The following is a 16045-nucleotide window of genomic DNA, read 5'->3' as shown; positions in this document are numbered from 1 at the left end:
ACTAGAATCGTCGGGTGTCTGAAATCACCCCCGATCTCGTGCGCCACCTCGGCGTGCTCGCCCGGATCCAGCTGAACGACGAGGAGGTCGAGCGTCTCACGGGACAGCTCGACGCGATCGTCGACAACATCGCGAAGGTGTCGGAGGTGGCGACGCCGGATGTTCCGGCGACGAGCCACCCGATCGCCCTCGAGAACGTCTTCCGCGAGGACGTCCCCGGCGACATGCTCACGCTCGACCAGGTTCTCCAGAACGCACCCGAACGAGCGGACGACCGTTTCCGCGTGACCGCGATCCTGGGGGAGGAGCAGTGAGCGACTTCATCCGGTCGAGCGCCGCCGAGCTCGCCGCCCGTCTGGCCGACCGCAGCATCAGCAGCGTCGAGGTGACTCAGGCTCACCTCGACCGCATCGCCGCCGTCGATGGTGACGTGCACGCGTTCCTGCACGTCTCCGAGCACGCCCTCGAGGTGGCGGGCGAGATCGACGCGCGCCGCGCCGCGGGTGAGGAGCTCGGCGAGCTGGCGGGTGTGCCCCTCGCGATCAAGGACGTGCTCGTCACCACGGACATGCCGTCGACGAGTGGGTCGAAGATCCTCGAGGGCTTCATGTCGCCCTACGACGCGACGGTCGTGGCGCGCGCTCGTGCTGCGGGACTCGTCCCGCTCGGCAAGACGAACATGGACGAGTTCGCGATGGGCTCCTCGACGGAGCACTCCGCGTACGGGCCGACCCGCAATCCGTGGGACCTCGACCGCATCCCCGGCGGCTCCGGGGGCGGTTCCGCCGCCGCCGTCGCCGCGTTCGAGGCGCCGCTCGCCCTCGGATCCGACACCGGCGGCTCGATCCGTCAGCCCGCGCACGTCACGGGCACGGTCGGAGTGAAGCCGACGTACGGTGGCGTCAGCCGCTACGGCTCCATCGCGCTCGCCTCGAGTCTCGACCAGGTCGGTCCCGTCTCGCGCACCGTTCTCGACTCGGCTCTGCTGCACGACGTCATCGGCGGCCACGACCCGCACGACTCGACGTCGCTGGCGGACCAGTGGCCGTCCTTCGCCGCGGCAGCGCGCGAGGGTGCCCGGGGCGATGTGCTGCGCGGACTCAAGGTCGGCGTCATCCGCGAGCTCGCCGATGTCGGCTTCCAGCCCGGCGTCAGCGCGTCGTTCCGCGCATCTTTGGCGGCGGTGGAGGCGCAGGGCGCGGAGATCGTCGAAATCAGTGCACCCCACTTCGAGTACGGGGTCGCCGCGTACTACCTGATCCTCCCGGCCGAGGCGTCGAGCAACCTCGCGAAGTTCGACTCGGTGCGGTTCGGACTTCGCGTCGACGTGCCCGGCGGCACCGTCGAGGACGTCATGTCGGCGACCCGCGAAGCCGGCTTCGGCGACGAGGTCAAGCGCCGCATCATCCTGGGCACCTACGCCCTGTCGGCCGGCTACTACGACGCCTACTACGGCAGCGCTCAGAAGGTGCGGACGCTCATCCAGCGCGATTTCGACGAAGCTTTCGCGCAGGTCGATGTCATCGCGACTCCGTCCGCACCCACGACCGCGTTCCGTCTCGGCGAGCAGATCGACGATCCGCTGCAGATGTACCTGAACGACGTGACGACCATCCCGGTCAATCTCGCCGGCGTTCCGGGGATCTCCATTCCGTCGGGGCTGTCGGATGACGATGGTCTGCCGGTCGGTATCCAGTTCATCGCTCCGGCGCGCCAGGACGCACAGCTGTATCGGGTGGGCGCCGCGCTCGAGTCTCTGCTCGTCGACAGCTGGGGCGGCCCGCTGCTCGACCGCGCACCGATCCTGGGAGGGGCACGCTGATGGCTGCCAAGGTCGCACTGATGGACTTCGACAAGGCGCTGGAGCTGTTCGAGCCCGTGCTCGGCTTCGAGGTGCACGTCGAGCTGAACACGCGCACGAAGATGTTCTCGCCGGCTGCGAACCCGGCTCACCCCGACAACCACGGCGCAGCTCCGAACACCCTCGTCGCGCCCGTCGACATGGGTCTGCCCGGGGCGCTCCCTGTCGTGAACGAGACGGCGATCCGGTCGTCGATCAGCCTGGGTCTCGCGCTCGGCTGCTCGATCGCACCCTCGAGCCGCTTCGCGCGGAAGAACTACTTCTACCCGGACCTCGGCAAGAACTACCAGATCTCGCAGTACGACGAGCCGATCGCGTTCGAGGGCGCGGTCGAGGTGGAGCTGTCCGACGGCACCACCGTCACCGTCGACATCGAGCGGGCCCACATGGAGGAGGATGCGGGCAAGCTCACGCACATGGGCGGCGCCGCGGGTCGTATCCAGGGCGCCGAGTTCTCGCTCGTCGACTACAACCGAGCCGGAGTGCCGCTCGTCGAGATCGTGACCAAGCCGATCTTCGGTGCCGAGCACCGCGCGCCGGAGATCGCGAAGGCCTATGTCCGCACGATCCGCGACATCGTCATCGGCCTGGGTATCTCGGAGGCGCGCCTCGAGCGGGGGAACCTGCGGTGCGACGCGAACGTGTCGCTGCGTCCCCGGGGCCAGGAGAAGCTCGGCACGCGTACCGAGACGAAGAACGTCAACTCGATGCGCTCCGTCGAGCGTGCGGTGCGCTACGAGATCCAGCGTCAGGCCGCCATCCTCGCCGAGGGCGGCACCATCACGCAGGAGACTCGGCACTGGCATGAGGACACCGGCACGACCTCGCCGGGGCGCCCGAAGTCGGATGCCGACGACTACCGGTACTTCCCGGAGCCCGATCTGCTGCCGGTCGCACCGTCGCCGCAGCTGATCGACGAGCTCCGCGCGGCCCTTCCCGAGCCGCCGGCTGCCCGACGCCGCCGGCTGCAGGGCGAATGGGGCTTCACCGACCTCGAGTTCCAGGACGTCGTCAACGGCGGCCTGCTCGCCGAGGTCGACGCGACGGTCGCGGCGGGGGCGTCGCCCGCTTCGGCCCGCAAGTGGTGGACCGGCGAGATCACGCGCGTCGCGAACGCGCGTGGGGCCGAGCCGCAGGCGCTCGTCTCGCCGGCTGACGTGGCGGCGCTGCAGAAGCTGGTGGATGCCGGAACCCTGACCGACAAGCTGGCGCGCCAGGTGCTCGAGGGCGTGATCGACGGCGAAGGCTCGCCCCAGGAGGTCGTGGATTCGCGCGGCTTGGCTGTGGTGTCGGACGACGGCGCTCTGATCGCCGCGATCGACGACGCCCTCGCCGCTCAGCCGGACGTCCTGGCGAAGATCAAGGACGGCAAGGTGCAGGCTGCGGGAGCGGTGATCGGCGCGGTCATGAAGGCTATGAAGGGTCAGGCCGACGCCGCGCGCGTGCGCGAGCTGATCCTCGAGCGCGCGGCCCAGTAGGCGCAGCTTCGTCGCACGGCCGCGTCGTCCGACGGCGCGGCCGTTGTCGGCGGTACCCGCGACAATAGAAGCATGGGACGCGGCGACGGCACGGGACGCATCGTGTCGCCGCCGGATGCGGACGACACCGGCACCCGCATCCTCCACGTCGACATGGACGCCTTCTACGCGGCCGTCGCGGTGCTGGACGACCCGTCCCTCGCGGGCAAGCCCATCATCGTCGGCGGCGTGGAGCGCCGCGGCGTCGTCTCGAGCGCCTCGTACGAAGCGCGGCGCTTCGGCGTCCGGTCGGCGATGCCGGTCGCGCGCGCCCTGCAGCTGTGCCCGCAGGCCATCGTGGTCCCGACGACGTTCGAGCGCTACACGGAGCTCTCTCGACGCGTGATGGAGATCTTCCGGTCGATCACGCCACTGGTCGAGCCGCTCTCGATCGACGAGGCGTTCCTCGACGTGAGCGGGGCCCGTCGGCTCTGGGGGAGCCCACGCGAGATCGCGCAGCTCATTCGACGGCGCGTGCTGAGCGAGACCGGCCTCACCTGCAGCGTGGGGGTCGCGGCGACGAAGCACGTCGCCAAGATGGCGTCGACGATCTCCAAGCCTGACGGGCTCCTCGTCGTCGCCGAGCACCAGACGCTCCGCTTCCTCGCAGGTCGCCCGGTCGGTGCCCTGTGGGGCGTGGGCCCCAAAGCCGCCGAGGCCCTCCTCGCGCGCGGCATCCGGACGGTGGCCGACGTGTGGGACACCCCGCGCTCCGTCCTCGACCGTGCGCTCGGTCCGGCGATGGGCGAGCGCGTGTGGCATCTCTCGCGCGGTCACGACGCTCGTCAGGTGCAGACCGAACGGGCCGAGAAGAGCATCTCGCACGAGGAGACGTTCTCCCACGACGTCACCGACCTCACGGTGCTCCGTTCCGAGCTCAGGCGTCTGGCCGACCGGGTGGGCGCGCGACTGCGCGCTGGCGGCTGGGAGGCTGGGACGGTGTCGATCAAGGTGCGACTGAGCGACTTCTCGACGTACTCCCGCTCGCAGACTCTGCCCCTGGCGACGAACGTCGGGCAGCGCATCGGGTCAGCGGCGATCGAGTTGCTTTCGTCGGTGGAGCTCTCGCAACCGGTGCGACTCATCGGCGTCCGAGCCGAGAAGCTGCGTCCGGACGGCACGGGAGGCCTCACGCTCTGGGACGACGATGAGGAATGGCGCCGCGTCGACGACGCCCTCGACGGGGCCCGCGCCCGCTTCGGCCGGGGTGCGGTCACGCGGGCGAGCGTGCTCGGACCTCGTCGCGACGTCGGCGCCATGCCGACCAACCCGCGCCCCGACCACGAACATTGACACCTGTACCGCGGCACCCGGGGGAGGGTACGGTGGGTCCATGCCCAACCTCGCACTCGAACTCGGCAAGCAGACCGCGAATCTCGGCGTCACCAGCGTCTACGGCGAACAGCAGGATGTCGACGGCATCACGCTCATTCCGGTCGCGCTGACGTGGAGCGGCTTCGGGGCCGGCGAGGACAATGAGGGAAACAGCGGCGGCGGGGGCGGCGGCTACGCCATCCCCGTCGGGGCGTACGTGCGCAAGGGCGATGATCTGCGTTTCGAGCCGAACCTCGTGTCGCTGGTCGCCGTCGGCATTCCCTTCGTCTGGGTCGTGGGCCGCGCTCTCAGCCGTGTCATCCGCGCCCTCAAGAAGTAGGGCCGTCGCGCGCCTGACCTCGGCGGCGCTCGTCCGCACCGTCCTCGACGAGGTCTCGCCGGGCGACGTCGTGATCATCGATGGGCGCAGCGGCGCGGGAAAGTCCACGCTGGCGCGCGAGCTCGAGCGACAGTGGGACGGCGCGCAGCCGCCGCAGTTGGTCGCGCTCGATGAGCTGTATCCCGGATGGGACGGCCTCGCTGCGGGTGCCGAGTACGCCGTCGCGCGCGTGCTCGCCCCGCGTCGCACAGGCGCGCCCGCGCGCTGGCAGCAGTGGGATTGGGCGGCGGACCGCTATGGCCAGGATCGCGCGCTGAAGGGCGACGAGTCGGTCATCCTGGAGGGCAGCGGTGCGCTGACTGCTGCGGCCGCAGCCTTCGCGACCGTACGGATCTGGTTGGACGCGCCGAGTGATGTGCGCAAGCGGCGTGCCCTGGACCGCGACGGTGAGACCTATCGGCCGCACTGGGAGCGCTGGGCGGCGCAGGAGCAGGACCACATCGCTCGGAACGATCCCCGCCGCCTCGCGACGCACGTCGTCGAACTGGTCTGATCATCCGTCGAGTGCTTGCAGCAGCATCTCCTGCCGGTACCCGAGCCACTCGTAGACGTCGAAGCGGGGATCCCCCACCGGCATGATGCTCTCGTCGGTGATGCCGATGCGCTCCGCAAGCACCAGACGGAGCCCAGCGAGCGTCCTCAGCCACGCCGTCTGCTCGTGCGGATCGAGCGTGAGTCCCTCGCCGGATGCCGTATGGGTGGAGCGATCGCGGGAGCCTCTCGCGAGGGTGGCCAGCACCAGGCGCGCATCCGCGGCGCGTGTCGCAGCGACATCGTCTCGTGTGAGGGCGCGGAACTCCGTCGCGGCAGCCGGGTCGTCCGGGTATGCGTCGGGGGAGAGCCGGCGGGCTGCCGGATCCCGAGGATCGTCGGGGGTTTCGACGAGCTCGAGGTACTGATCGACGAGTTCGCGGAGATAGTCCGCCTCGGCCGCGGGCAGCGCGAAAACGATGGTCGTGGTCATTCGTTCGCCCGTCTGACCGTCGCCCAGAGGCCGAATTCGTGCATCGCGCGCGTGTGCGCCTCCATCGCTTCGCGCGGACCCTCGGCGACGATCGCGTGCCCCTCGTGATGGACGGAGAGCATGAGCTGCGTCGCGCGGTCGCGCGAGTACCCGAAGTAGGTCCGGAAGACGTGGACCACATACGACATGAGGTTCACCGGGTCGTTCCACACGACGGTCTGCCATGGTTCGTCGGGCGCAGCACGGAGGTCGGTCTCGATGTCGAGGTCGGGGAGAGCGGTGCTCATCAGGCCCATCCGAGCTCGTGCAAGCGGTCGTCGTCGATGCCGTAGAAGTGGGCGATCTCGTGGACCAGCGTGGTGTGGACCTCGTCGCGAAGGCCGGCGACGTCGGCGCACGCGTGAAGATGCGGTTCGCGGTAGACGATGATGCGGTCGGGGAGCTCACCCTGCCCGTAGCGCTCGCGCTCTGTGAGGGCGTAGCCGTCGTAGAGGCCGAGCAGGTCGAGGCTGCCGTCTTCCGGGCGGTCTTCGACGACGAAGATGACGTTGTCGAGTCCGTCGACCATGTCGTCGGGGAGGCGATCCAGCTCGTCGGTGACGAGGAGCTCGAACTCCTCGACATCCATCTCGATCATCTGCACTCCCGGACCGGGGTGTTTACGTGGGGTGGCTAACGGGACTTGAACCCGCGACCCCCGCGACCACAACGCGGTGCTCTACCAACTGAGCTATAGCCACCATGTCTCCCGGTGAAACCGGGCAACCAGACGATTGTATTACACGGATGGGGCATACGACGACACGGCGGCCTCAGCGGCTGCCCGAGCCTCGTCGCTCGTGGGTCCGGGCGCCGGCACGAACACGGCGGAACGGTAGTAGGCGAGCTCGCGGATCGACTCTCGGATGTCGGCCAGCGCCCTGTGTCCGCCGTCCTTGGCCGGTGCCTGGAAGTAGGCGCGGGGGAACCAGCGCCGCGAGAGCTCCTTGATGCTCGAGACGTCGACGTTGCGGTAATGCAGCCAGGAGTCGACCCGGGGCATGTACTTCGCGAGGAACATCCGGTCGGTGCCGATCGTGTTGCCGGCGAGGGCTGCCTTGCCTTCGGGCACGAAGCGCTGGATGTACTCGAGCACCGCCGCTTCAGCATCGACGAGGGGGACGCCCGAGTCGAGCTCGGAAAGCAGGCCCGACGTCTCGTGCATCGCGGTCACGAAGTCGCCCATGTTCGCTCGCGCCGCCTCGCTCGGACGGATGACGAGCTGGAAGCCCGGGTCGAGCTGCCGCAGCTCGTAGTCGGTGACGATGACCGCCACCTCGACGAGCTCGTCGACGCTGAGATCCAGCCCCGTCATCTCGCAATCGATCCATACGAGACGGTCGTTCTCGGCTGCTCCCACCATGTCGCCCATCCTAGTGACCGGTCGCGACACGGTCGTTTTAGAAAACTGTTGACCGCGCGCGGCAGATGCGACCATCATGACTACTACGTCGTAGTAATACGTAGTAGAAGTGCGAGGAAGCATGTTCAGAATCGGCATCATCGGCACGGGCGGCATAGCGAGTGCCCACATCGGCGGGTACCTCGCGTTCCCTGGGGAGTGCGAGATCGTCGCCCTTGCCGACGTCATGCCGGGAAAGGCGGCGCAGAAGGCCGAGGAGTTCGGCCTGAGGGATGCCGCCGGCTACGACGACCCGCTCCGGATGATCGCGGAGGCCGATCTGGACCTCGTCAGCATCGCGACTCCGCCGTCGACGCACGCGGCCCTCTCGATCGCGGCGTTGGACGGCGGTGTGAATGTGCTGGTCGAGAAGCCGATGGCGCCGTCCCTCGAAGAGTGCGACGCGATGCTGGCCGCCCAGGAGCGCTCAGGCAAGGTGCTCTCGGTCGTCGCACAGAACCGGTTCCGCGACGACCTGGCGACGCTCAAAACCGTCGTCGACTCGGGGCTTCTCGGTCCGATCTCCTCCGTGCGGGTGGATTCGGCGTGGTGGCGCGGGCTGCCCTACTACGACCTCTGGTGGCGTGGCACCTGGGAGAAGGAGGGCGGCGGTTGCACCCTCAACCACGCGATTCACCACATCGACCTGCTGCTGTGGCTCCTCGGCCGCCCGATGGAGGTGACCGCGATGCTCGCCAACGCGCAGCACGACAACAGCGAGGTCGAGGATCTCTCCGTCGCGGTCCTCCGCTACGAACGCGGGCTCGCCCAGCTCACCAGCTCCGTGGTCCATCACGGGGAAGAGCAGGAGATCGTCATCCAGGGGGCGAACGCCCGGGTGTCGCAGCCGTGGCGGGTGATCGCCGAGCGCGCCGATGGTGGCGGATTCCCCGCGCAGGGCGGTGATCCCGAGCTGGTGGCAGCGATCGAGGCTGTCGTCACTGCCCGGGAACCTCTCGCGCACACCGGGCACGCGGGGCAGATCGGAGACCTGCTCGCCGCCATCCGGGAGGGGCGCGCTCCGGTCGCGGACGGGCGGGACGGCCGCAACGCGATCGAGGTCGTCTCGGCCATCTACAAGGCGGGCATCGAGCGCACCTTCGTCGACCTCCCGATCCCCGCCGACGACCCCTACTACCGCGCCGGCCAGCTCGTCGAGCGCGCACCCCGCTTCTACGAGAAGCAGCACTCACTCATCGAGGCGGCATCGTGACCGGCCTCTCGTTCCCCGGCGGCACCTCGCTGTCGCACCTCGACATCTACCACGACGCCGCCCCCGATGGCATCTGCGGCGGCAGTCCGCACATCCACCTCGTCTCGACGGAGGCTTACCTCGTCGTCGAGGGTCGTGGCGCCCTTCAGACGATCGACGGCGAGGGGGTCCGGGAGACCGAGCTGAATGCCGGATCGGTCGTCTGGTTCACGCCGGGCACGATCCACCGTGCGGTCAACCGCGGCGGGCTGAAGGTGCTGGTGCTGATGAGCAACGCGGGACTGCCGGAGGCCGGCGATGCCGTCATGACCTTCCCCCCGCATATCGTCGGCGACCCGGCGGCGTACGCCGAGGCGGCAGCACTGGGCGAGGGGGAGGAGCGGGCCGCGCGCGCCGCTCGCCGTCGGGACCTGGCCGTGACGGGGTTCCAGGCCTTGCGCGATGCGGTCGCCGCCGGCGATCGGGCTCCGCTCGACGACTTCTACGCAAGCGCCGGCGCGCTCGTCCGCGACCGGGCGGCCGCCTGGAGCGAGCTCGTCCGCGCCGGTGCGCTCGCTCAGGCGCAGACCTCGCTGACGCTCACCGAGGCCACCGCGCGCGGCGACGTCGCCCATCTGCGCGATGCCCGAGCCCGTGTCGCTCCCGCGCCCCCCGGGGAACGCGCCTTCGGCATGTGCGGACGGATCCGTGCCTACGACCTGACAGACCAGGAGAACACCCGATGACCGATTCATACACTTTCGACCCCCTCCCGCGCCCCGTCGTCCCTCCGGGCGAGTTCGCTTTCGCGGCGGTCGGTCTCGACCACGGCCACATCTTCGGCATGACCGATGGACTGATCGGCGCCGGGGCGACGGTGACCTGGGTGTTCGACGAGGATCACGCACGCGCCGCCGCGTTCGCGAAGCAGTATCCGACGGCACGCATCGCCTCGAGCGAGCAGGAGGTCCTGAACGACCCCGCGGTTCGGCTGGTCGCGACCGCCGCGATTCCGTCGCAGCGTGCGCCCATCGGACTGCGGGCGATCGACGCAGGGAAGCACGCTTTCGTCGACAAGGCGCCCCTGACGACCTTCGCGCAACTGGATGCCGTCCGGGAGGCGACCGCACGGACGGGTCTGCTCTATGCGGTGTACTACGGCGAGCGCGTGCACTCGGAGGCGGCGATCCTCGCAGATCAGCTCGTCCAGCGGGGCGCGATCGGCAGGGTCGTGCAGGTCGTGTGCTTCGGTCCGCATCGCATCGGCGGGGGACGCCCCGATTGGTTCTACGACCCGGCGCAGTACGGCGGCATCCTCTGTGACATCGGCAGCCACAACTTCGACCAGATCCTCCATTACACGGGTGCGACGACCGGTCGGGTGTCGACCTCGACCATCGCGAACTACGCGCATCCGGAGACTCCCGGCCTGCAGGACTTCGGCGACGCGCACGTGGTCCTCGACAACGGTGCGACGGGATACGTCCGCGTCGACTGGTTCACCCCCGACGGCTTGGGAGTGTTCGGTGACGGGCGCACGCTTCTGCTGGGCACCGACGGGTACATCGAGCTGCGCAAGTACATCGACATCACGACCGACAACGGTGGTGGCCAGGTGCTCCTCGTGAATCAGGAGGCGCAGCACCGGTTCAACGCGAACGGCATGACGGGGTTCCCGTATTTCGGGCAGCTCATCCGCGACTGCATCGATGGCACCGAAACCGCGATGAGCCAGGACCACGCCTTGATGGCGGCGGAGCTCAGCCTGCACGCGCAGATGGGCGCGACGGTGATCGGCTCTCCGTCGCCGGCGCCCGTCCTGACACCCTGACGGGGACCCGGTCACGAAGACCACGAGGATGTGGAGTTCCGAATGACGCAATCCGTTCACGCGCCGGTTCGGCTCGGGGAGGGCCCGAGGCCGGGCACCGCCACGCGCGCGATCACCACGGCGCCCGCGAAGCGGCGACTGTTCCGCCGTGATCGCACCCCGCGAGCCAAGCAGACCTGGCGTCGTGCCCTCGTCCGCGACTGGCGGCTGTACACCTTCCTTCTCGTGCCGGTCGTCTTCCTGCTCGTGTTCCGGTACATCCCGATGCTCGGAAACGTCATCGCCTTCCGGCGGTTTCGCCCCGGGGGATCGATCTTCGGCGACGAGTGGGTGGGCTTCTACTACTTCGAGGCGTTCATCTCGAACCAGCAGTTCTGGACGGTGTTCTGGAACACGGTGGTGCTCGGAGGCCTCACCCTGCTGATCACGTTCCCGCTGCCGATCATCCTGGCGCTCATGCTCAACGAGCTGCGCTCGCGTCGCTTCAAGCGCATCGTGCAGACGATCTCGTATCTTCCGCACTTCATGTCGGTCGTCATCGTCGCCGGCCTGGTGCTGCAGCTGACCGCTCTGAACGGGACGGTCAACCAGGTCGTCGAGGCGATGGGGGGCGACCCCGTGCCGTTCATGCAGCGCCCCGAGTGGTTCCGCTCCATCTACGTGTCGTCCGAGGTGTGGCAGACGGTCGGCTGGGGAACGATTCTGTACCTCGCCGCGCTCACCACCATCGACGATCAGCTCTACGAGGCCGCCCGCATCGACGGGGCCAATCGCTGGCAGCAGACCTGGCACATCACACTGCCGGGGATCCGCCCGACGATGATGGTGCTCCTCATCCTGAACATCGGCTCCTTCATGGCCGTCGGGTTCGAGAAGGTCCTGCTGTTGCAGAATCCACTCATCTACTCGACGGCGGACGTCATCTCTACGTATCTCTACCGCGTCGGCATCCAGTCGGCCCAGTTCTCGTACGGAACGGCCATCGGTCTGTTCGAGGCCGTCATCGGCCTCGTGCTCGTCCTCGGCGCGAACGCCCTCTCCCGTCGATTGGTTGGTACCTCGCTGTGGTGACCGAAGCCCTTCCCCCGAAGCCAGACAGTGCCCGCGTGCGCCGGGAGACCGGCATCATCAAGGAGTCAGCGGGTTACCGCACCTTCCGTGTGGTGAACGCCGTCGCGCTCGTGCTCGTCTGCGTCGTGACGCTCTATCCGTTCATCAACCTCGTCGCCAAGGCGTTCTCGTCGGAGGGGTACATCGCCGCCGGCGAAGTGAACCTGATCCCGCGCGGCTTCAACATCGACACGTTCCGCGTTGTCATGAACGACGGCACGTTCTGGACGAACTACGGGAACACGTTCCTGTACACGATCGTCGGAACCGTCATCGCGATGGCGATCACCACGACGTACGCCTACGCGCTCAGCAAGCCGTATCTGAAGGGACGGACCTTCTTCGTCGGCATCGCGGTGTTCACGATGTTCTTCGGCGGCGGGCTCATCCCCAACTACATCCTCATCGCCAACTACCTCGGCTGGCGCAACAGCATCTGGGCCGTCGTGGTACCCGGAGCGCTGAGCGTCTTCAACCTGCTCGTCATGAAGTCCTTCTTCGAGAACTTCCCGGAGGAACTCGAAGAAGCCGCAGCGATCGACGGGCTCACGACCTACGGCATCTTCTTCCGGATCGTGCTGCCGCTGTCGAAGGCCGTGCTCGCGACGATGACGCTGTTCTACGCCGTGAGCATCTGGAACTCGTGGTTCAACGCCTTCCTGTTCCTGGACGACAAGTCACTGTTCCCGGTGACCGTCTACCTACGGAACCTCATCGCCGCGGCGACGGGGGTCCAGGAAGCGATCGGCGGCGAGTCCGCTCAGGTCGCTTCGAACATCCAGGCCGTCACGATGCTGCTCACCGTGCTCCCCATCATCTGCCTGTACCCCTTCATCCAGCGCTACTTCGTCTCGGGCGTGATGCTCGGGTCGGTGAAGGGCTGAATCCCCTACGTCGAACGACGACGTTCACACAGAGGAGAAACACCATGAGAATCACTCGCCACACCCTCGCCGGTGCCGCGGGCCTGGCTGCGGTCGCGGTCGCGCTGTCCGCCTGCTCCGGGCCCGCGACCGAGGATGCCGCCCGCGACGGCGGTGCCACGATCGGAGAGGCCCAGTCCGTCGGCGCAATGGAGGACTTCGAGGCCGGGGTCTCCTTCGCCGCGACCGAGCCGGTCCAGTTCTCGATCATGTATCGGGACCACCCCAACTATCCGGTGAAGGACGACTGGTCGTTCTTCGAGCATCTCGAGAAGGACCACAACGTCACGTTCTCCCGTACGGACATCCCGATGGCCGATTTCGATCAGAAGAAGTCTCTTCTCATCGGCAGCGGCGAGGCCACCGACATCATCTCGTCGACGTACGCGGGATCCGAGACGCAGTTCGTCTCGGGCGGTGCGATTCTGCCGGTCTCGGACTACTTCGACTACATGCCGAACTTCCAGCAGAAGATCGCTGATTGGGACCTCGAGGACGATCTCCGGAATCGTCGCCAGGAGGACGGGAAGATCTACCACCTTCCCGGCTTGCGCGAGGTGCCCGATGTCCAGTACTCGGTGGCCATCCGCGAGGATCTGTGGAAGAAGGCCGGCATCACCGAGGATCCGGCGACCTGGGACGAGTACCTCGAGCAGCTCGAGAGGGTGAAGCAGGCAAATCCCGAGCTGGACTACGCGATGTCGGATCGCTGGACGGATGCGACACCGCTCGGCTCCCTGCTCAGCATCATGGCGCCGAACTACCCCACGGCCGCGGGCTGGGGCTACGCGAACACGTGGTACGACCAGGATGCCGGCGAGTACGTGTTCACGGGAGCATCGGACGGATACAAGCAGGTCGTGTCCGATGCTGCTGCTCTCGTCGAGGCGGGCGTCCTGGACCCGGAGATCACCCAGAGCGATGACCAGGCTGTGCAGAAGTTCATCTCGGGCAAGTCGGCCGCGATCTCCGGGAACACCCAGACGATCGCGGAATACCGGCAGAAGTTCGCCGACTCGGGGCAGGGCGACGTCCCGATCCGCCTGATCTCGCTCCCGGGCGGGCCGGCGGGCGACAAGCTTCCGAGTGGCCGCTTCACCTCGGGCATCCTCATCTCGAGCGATGCGGCCGAGAAGCCGTACTTCAAGGCACTGCTGCAATTCGTCGACTGGCTGTACTACTCAGACGAGGGCCTCGAGTTCGCTCAGTGGGGTGTCGAGGGCGAGACGTTCACCCGCGAGGCCGACGGTACTCGCAAGCTGATGGACGATATCGCGTGGAGTTCGATCAACGCCGGCGCTCCACAGCTTCTCAACGCCGACTACGGCTACAGCAACGGGGTCTTCCTTCTCGCGAACGGCTCGTCCCAGGAGCTGGTGCTCTCGATGATGACCGACGAGATCGCCGAGTGGACCGCTGAGCAGCTCGACAAGAAGGAACAGCTGCCCACCGCCCCGGCCCCGTTGCTCAACGAGATCGAGCTCGAGCAGACCTCTCTGCTGCAGACGCAGCTGACGGATGCCGTCCATGCGGCGACCGCGTCGTTCATCACGGGCCAGCGCTCCATCGAAGACGACTGGGACGCTTACGTGGCCGAACTCGAGGGTCTGGGGTCACGCCAGCTCATCGACACGTTCAACACGGCGCTCGAGCGCACGCAGAATCAGGAATGACCGAGGGCGGCCGGTCCTCGACCGGGCCGGCCGCCGCGTCTCGTCGAGCGAAGGGGCCGAGGAAATGGATGCGGAAACCACCACGATTCGTCGCGGCGACCCGGCAGATGAGGTCGGCCGCGGCCCCCTCTCACGCGGTGCTGCGTTCATCTACCGGCAGATGGTCCTGGAGGCGCAGCTGCTGCTCGCGTCGCTGCCCTCCGTCGTGGCGGTGCTGCTGCTGGACCGCGACCCGTCGAACGTCCCCCTCTTCGTCCTCGCGCTGCTGCCGGTCGCCCCCGCCCTCGTGGCGGGGGTGGCCGCAGCGATGGTTCCGCGCACCGACCTGTCGCCGGGGCGGCACTTCTTCCGTGCGTATCGCCGCGAGCTCGCGCCGACCCTCCGCTGGGCGGCCCCGGCGGCGGTGGCTCTCGCTCTGCTCGCCTTCAACCTCATCCACCTGGACGGCGTCGACGGCGGGGCGACGCTGCGCCCGCTCTACAGCGTCCTCGGGCTGCTGATCCTCGTCTGGGCCGGGCACATGGTCGTCCTGACGGCCGGGTTCCACTGTCGCGCGCGCGATGCAGCGCGTGTCGCGGCGGCGCAGCTCGCTTCCCAGTGGCGGTTCTCGCTGGGGGTGCTGTCCCTGCTGATCGTGACGGTGTTTATCGTGATCGTGGTGAGCGGGACCGTCGTGCTGCTCCTCCTGTGGGCGTTCGCGGGTCTGCTCGCGCTCATGGCTCGACCGCTGCTGGCGGACACCGCGCGGAGATTCACGCCGCAGGCCTGAGCGGCGCCTGGAGTGCCCCCGACAGGATTCGAACCTGTGACCAACGGATTAGAAGGCCGCTGCTCTATCCACTGAGCTACGGAGGCGGATGCTTCTACGCTATCGCGCGGAGACGCCGGTTTCGGGCCGGATGCCGCGGAACACTGGTTCCGGGGCGGTCGGGGGCGTACCCTGCGGGTGTCGGAAGGGGTTCGATGATGAACGCGCAGACACGATCGACCGCACTGTGGGTGGCGTACGGCGCCGGGGGAGTCGCGGGAATGATCCGCCACCGCGGCGACGAGTACATCGTGACGATGGCGGGTGCGGACGCCGAACTCGGCGCGTACCCCACGATGGAGATCGCCAAGAACGCGCTGCATGCGCACATGGCGCCGGGAGCGGACTGGCCTAGGTTCCGGGAGCACTGAGGCCGCCCACCGCCGCGGCTGGTGTTGTGTGACGTCGGCGGCGTGCCCGGCCGTCGAAGACCGGCAGGCTCACGTGCACCATGGGCCCGATGAGCACGGCGAAGAGCACTGTGCCCAGGCCAACCGTGCCGCCCAGGAGCCAGCCCGTGACGAGCACGGTCGCCTCGACCCCGAGCCGCCCCGCCCAGATGGGCCAGCCCCACCGCTGATGGATTCCGGTCATCAAGCCGTCGCGGGGGCCGGGACCCAATCGCGCCCCGATGTAGATGCCCGAGGCGACACCGACGAGCGCCGTGCCCGCGATGAACATCGCCACCCGCGCGATCCAGTGATCGGGCGTGCTCACGAGCGGGAGGGTGAACTGCATCGCGGCGCCGACCACGAGGATGTTCGCGACGGTGCCGACACCGGGCTTCTGACGGAGTGGGATCCACAGGAGCAGGACCAGGAACCCGGTGATGCTGACGACCCAGCCGATCCCGATGCCGGTGTTCTTGCTGATTCCTTCGGCCAGGACGGTCCAGGGGTCGAGACCGATTCCCGCGTCGACCATCACCGCGCACCCCGCTCCGAACAGGATGAGGCCGACGATGAGCTGCGAGAAGCGGAGTATCACTCGTCTATTGCACTGCAGGATTGG

The 16045-nt window shown here is 68.0% G+C and carries 19 protein-coding genes and 2 tRNA genes; 14 read left to right on the top strand and 7 right to left on the bottom strand.

Annotated elements, in window-relative coordinates; all coding sequences use genetic code 11:
• Window positions 1-14: 14 nt before the first annotated feature.
• The 6 genes from gatC (at window position 15) to ACLBWJ_RS01885 (ending at window position 5585) form a co-directional block, all read left to right on the top strand.
• On the top strand, window positions 15-314 hold the full coding sequence (gatC, locus tag ACLBWJ_RS01910) for an Asp-tRNA(Asn)/Glu-tRNA(Gln) amidotransferase subunit GatC (protein ID WP_112614600.1): 300 nt from the start codon (window positions 15-17) through the stop codon (window positions 312-314).
• On the top strand, window positions 311-1822 hold the full coding sequence (gene gatA, locus ACLBWJ_RS01905; RefSeq protein WP_354450686.1) for an Asp-tRNA(Asn)/Glu-tRNA(Gln) amidotransferase subunit GatA: 1512 nt from the start codon (window positions 311-313) through the stop codon (window positions 1820-1822). The genes gatC and gatA overlap by 4 nt, the downstream gene beginning before the upstream one ends.
• Window positions 1822-3339, top strand: coding sequence for an Asp-tRNA(Asn)/Glu-tRNA(Gln) amidotransferase subunit GatB (gene gatB, locus ACLBWJ_RS01900; protein WP_269266387.1), 1518 nt, complete (start codon window positions 1822-1824; stop codon window positions 3337-3339). Before gatA ends, gatB begins: the two co-directional genes overlap by 1 nt.
• Window positions 3340-3411: 72 nt before the next feature.
• Window positions 3412-4671 (top strand): DNA polymerase IV, encoded by a 1260-nt coding sequence (gene dinB / locus ACLBWJ_RS01895; RefSeq protein WP_114589364.1) that lies wholly within the window; start codon window positions 3412-3414, stop codon window positions 4669-4671.
• 40 nt (window positions 4672-4711) lie between these two features.
• Entirely contained in the window at window positions 4712-5032 is a 321-nt protein-coding gene (locus ACLBWJ_RS01890) for a hypothetical protein (protein ID WP_112614608.1), read from the top strand.
• The gene (locus tag ACLBWJ_RS01885) at window positions 5007-5585 is read left to right on the top strand and encodes a hypothetical protein (protein ID WP_354450683.1); all 579 of its coding nucleotides are present in this window, start codon (window positions 5007-5009) and stop codon (window positions 5583-5585) included. Before ACLBWJ_RS01890 ends, ACLBWJ_RS01885 begins: the two co-directional genes overlap by 26 nt.
• Here the strand turns inward: ACLBWJ_RS01885 and ACLBWJ_RS01880 are convergent, their stop codons facing one another.
• From ACLBWJ_RS01880 to orn, 5 genes are all read right to left on the bottom strand, one after another.
• A complete protein-coding gene (locus tag ACLBWJ_RS01880; RefSeq protein ID WP_269266384.1) occupies window positions 5586-6056 on the bottom strand; it encodes a DUF2017 family protein in 471 nt (156 codons plus the stop codon).
• The gene (gene clpS, locus ACLBWJ_RS01875; protein ID WP_112614614.1) at window positions 6053-6352 is read right to left on the bottom strand and encodes an ATP-dependent Clp protease adapter ClpS; all 300 of its coding nucleotides are present in this window, start codon (window positions 6350-6352) and stop codon (window positions 6053-6055) included. The genes ACLBWJ_RS01880 and clpS overlap by 4 nt, the downstream gene beginning before the upstream one ends.
• Window positions 6343-6693 (bottom strand): metallopeptidase family protein, encoded by a 351-nt coding sequence (locus tag ACLBWJ_RS01870; RefSeq protein WP_274177833.1) that lies wholly within the window; start codon window positions 6691-6693, stop codon window positions 6343-6345. Before ACLBWJ_RS01870 ends, clpS begins: the two co-directional genes overlap by 10 nt.
• A 27-nt stretch (window positions 6694-6720) precedes the next feature.
• Window positions 6721-6796, bottom strand: a tRNA-His gene (locus tag ACLBWJ_RS01865).
• A gap of 38 nt (window positions 6797-6834) precedes the next feature.
• Window positions 6835-7458 carry an oligoribonuclease gene (orn, locus tag ACLBWJ_RS01860; RefSeq protein WP_354450679.1) on the bottom strand — a complete coding sequence of 208 codons (624 nt, stop codon included), beginning with the start codon at window positions 7456-7458 and terminating at the stop codon, window positions 6835-6837.
• Window positions 7459-7579: 121 nt separating this feature from the next.
• On the opposite strand from orn, the gene ACLBWJ_RS01855 reads away from it, so the two are divergent.
• From ACLBWJ_RS01855 to ACLBWJ_RS01825, 7 genes are all read left to right on the top strand, one after another.
• Window positions 7580-8710: a Gfo/Idh/MocA family protein gene (locus tag ACLBWJ_RS01855; RefSeq protein ID WP_274177834.1), complete on the top strand. Its 1131-nt coding sequence runs from the start codon at window positions 7580-7582 to the stop codon at window positions 8708-8710.
• Window positions 8707-9435: a cupin domain-containing protein gene (locus ACLBWJ_RS01850; RefSeq protein WP_274177835.1), complete on the top strand. Its 729-nt coding sequence runs from the start codon at window positions 8707-8709 to the stop codon at window positions 9433-9435. The genes ACLBWJ_RS01855 and ACLBWJ_RS01850 overlap by 4 nt, the downstream gene beginning before the upstream one ends.
• Entirely contained in the window at window positions 9432-10520 is a 1089-nt protein-coding gene (locus tag ACLBWJ_RS01845) for a Gfo/Idh/MocA family protein (RefSeq protein WP_274177836.1), read from the top strand. The genes ACLBWJ_RS01850 and ACLBWJ_RS01845 overlap by 4 nt, the downstream gene beginning before the upstream one ends.
• Before the next feature lie 42 nt (window positions 10521-10562).
• Window positions 10563-11591, top strand: a complete 1029-nt coding sequence (locus ACLBWJ_RS01840; RefSeq protein ID WP_114589445.1) for an ABC transporter permease — start codon at window positions 10563-10565, stop codon at window positions 11589-11591.
• Window positions 11592-11626: 35 nt separating this feature from the next.
• The gene (locus tag ACLBWJ_RS01835; RefSeq protein ID WP_269266274.1) at window positions 11627-12514 is read left to right on the top strand and encodes a carbohydrate ABC transporter permease; all 888 of its coding nucleotides are present in this window, start codon (window positions 11627-11629) and stop codon (window positions 12512-12514) included.
• Window positions 12515-12558: 44 nt separating this feature from the next.
• Window positions 12559-14226, top strand: a complete 1668-nt coding sequence (locus tag ACLBWJ_RS01830) for an ABC transporter substrate-binding protein (protein WP_274177837.1) — start codon at window positions 12559-12561, stop codon at window positions 14224-14226.
• A gap of 64 nt (window positions 14227-14290) precedes the next feature.
• Window positions 14291-14995: a hypothetical protein gene (locus ACLBWJ_RS01825; protein ID WP_447659635.1), complete on the top strand. Its 705-nt coding sequence runs from the start codon at window positions 14291-14293 to the stop codon at window positions 14993-14995.
• A gap of 13 nt (window positions 14996-15008) precedes the next feature.
• Here ACLBWJ_RS01825 and ACLBWJ_RS01820 read toward each other — a convergent pair.
• Window positions 15009-15081 (bottom strand) — tRNA-Arg (locus ACLBWJ_RS01820).
• 111 nt (window positions 15082-15192) lie between these two features.
• Here ACLBWJ_RS01820 and ACLBWJ_RS01815 point away from each other — a divergent pair.
• Complete coding sequence (locus ACLBWJ_RS01815) at window positions 15193-15405, top strand: methyltransferase (RefSeq protein ID WP_274177839.1); 213 nt, start codon at window positions 15193-15195, stop codon at window positions 15403-15405.
• Here the strand turns inward: ACLBWJ_RS01815 and yczE are convergent.
• Entirely contained in the window at window positions 15386-16021 is a 636-nt protein-coding gene (gene yczE, locus ACLBWJ_RS01810) for a membrane protein YczE (protein WP_112614634.1), read from the bottom strand. The genes ACLBWJ_RS01815 and yczE overlap by 20 nt on opposite strands.
• Window positions 16022-16045: the final 24 nt, after the last annotated feature.

This window comes from Microbacterium sp. M4A5_1d (assembly GCF_053345465.1).
This window is presented reverse-complemented; position numbering and strand designations above follow the sequence as displayed.

What these genes read in the sequence shown, in the direction of transcription:
- gatB (WP_269266387.1), top strand. Translation starts at nt 1,822, where the DNA reads ATGGCTGCCAAGGTCGCACTGATGGACTTCGACAAGGCGCTGGAGCTG.
- dinB (WP_114589364.1), top strand. Translation starts at nt 3,412, where the DNA reads ATGGGACGCGGCGACGGCACGGGACGCATCGTGTCGCCGCCGGATGCG.
- ACLBWJ_RS01890 (WP_112614608.1), top strand. Translation starts at nt 4,712, where the DNA reads ATGCCCAACCTCGCACTCGAACTCGGCAAGCAGACCGCGAATCTCGGC.
- ACLBWJ_RS01880 (WP_269266384.1), bottom strand. Translation starts at nt 6,056, where the DNA reads ATGACCACGACCATCGTTTTCGCGCTGCCCGCGGCCGAGGCGGACTAT.
- clpS (WP_112614614.1), bottom strand. Translation starts at nt 6,352, where the DNA reads ATGGGCCTGATGAGCACCGCTCTCCCCGACCTCGACATCGAGACCGAC.
- ACLBWJ_RS01870 (WP_274177833.1), bottom strand. Translation starts at nt 6,693, where the DNA reads ATGATCGAGATGGATGTCGAGGAGTTCGAGCTCCTCGTCACCGACGAG.
- orn (WP_354450679.1), bottom strand. Translation starts at nt 7,458, where the DNA reads ATGGTGGGAGCAGCCGAGAACGACCGTCTCGTATGGATCGATTGCGAG.
- ACLBWJ_RS01855 (WP_274177834.1), top strand. Translation starts at nt 7,580, where the DNA reads ATGTTCAGAATCGGCATCATCGGCACGGGCGGCATAGCGAGTGCCCAC.
- ACLBWJ_RS01845 (WP_274177836.1), top strand. Translation starts at nt 9,432, where the DNA reads ATGACCGATTCATACACTTTCGACCCCCTCCCGCGCCCCGTCGTCCCT.
- ACLBWJ_RS01840 (WP_114589445.1), top strand. Translation starts at nt 10,563, where the DNA reads ATGACGCAATCCGTTCACGCGCCGGTTCGGCTCGGGGAGGGCCCGAGG.
- ACLBWJ_RS01830 (WP_274177837.1), top strand. Translation starts at nt 12,559, where the DNA reads ATGAGAATCACTCGCCACACCCTCGCCGGTGCCGCGGGCCTGGCTGCG.
- ACLBWJ_RS01825 (WP_447659635.1), top strand. Translation starts at nt 14,291, where the DNA reads ATGGATGCGGAAACCACCACGATTCGTCGCGGCGACCCGGCAGATGAG.
- ACLBWJ_RS01815 (WP_274177839.1), top strand. Translation starts at nt 15,193, where the DNA reads ATGAACGCGCAGACACGATCGACCGCACTGTGGGTGGCGTACGGCGCC.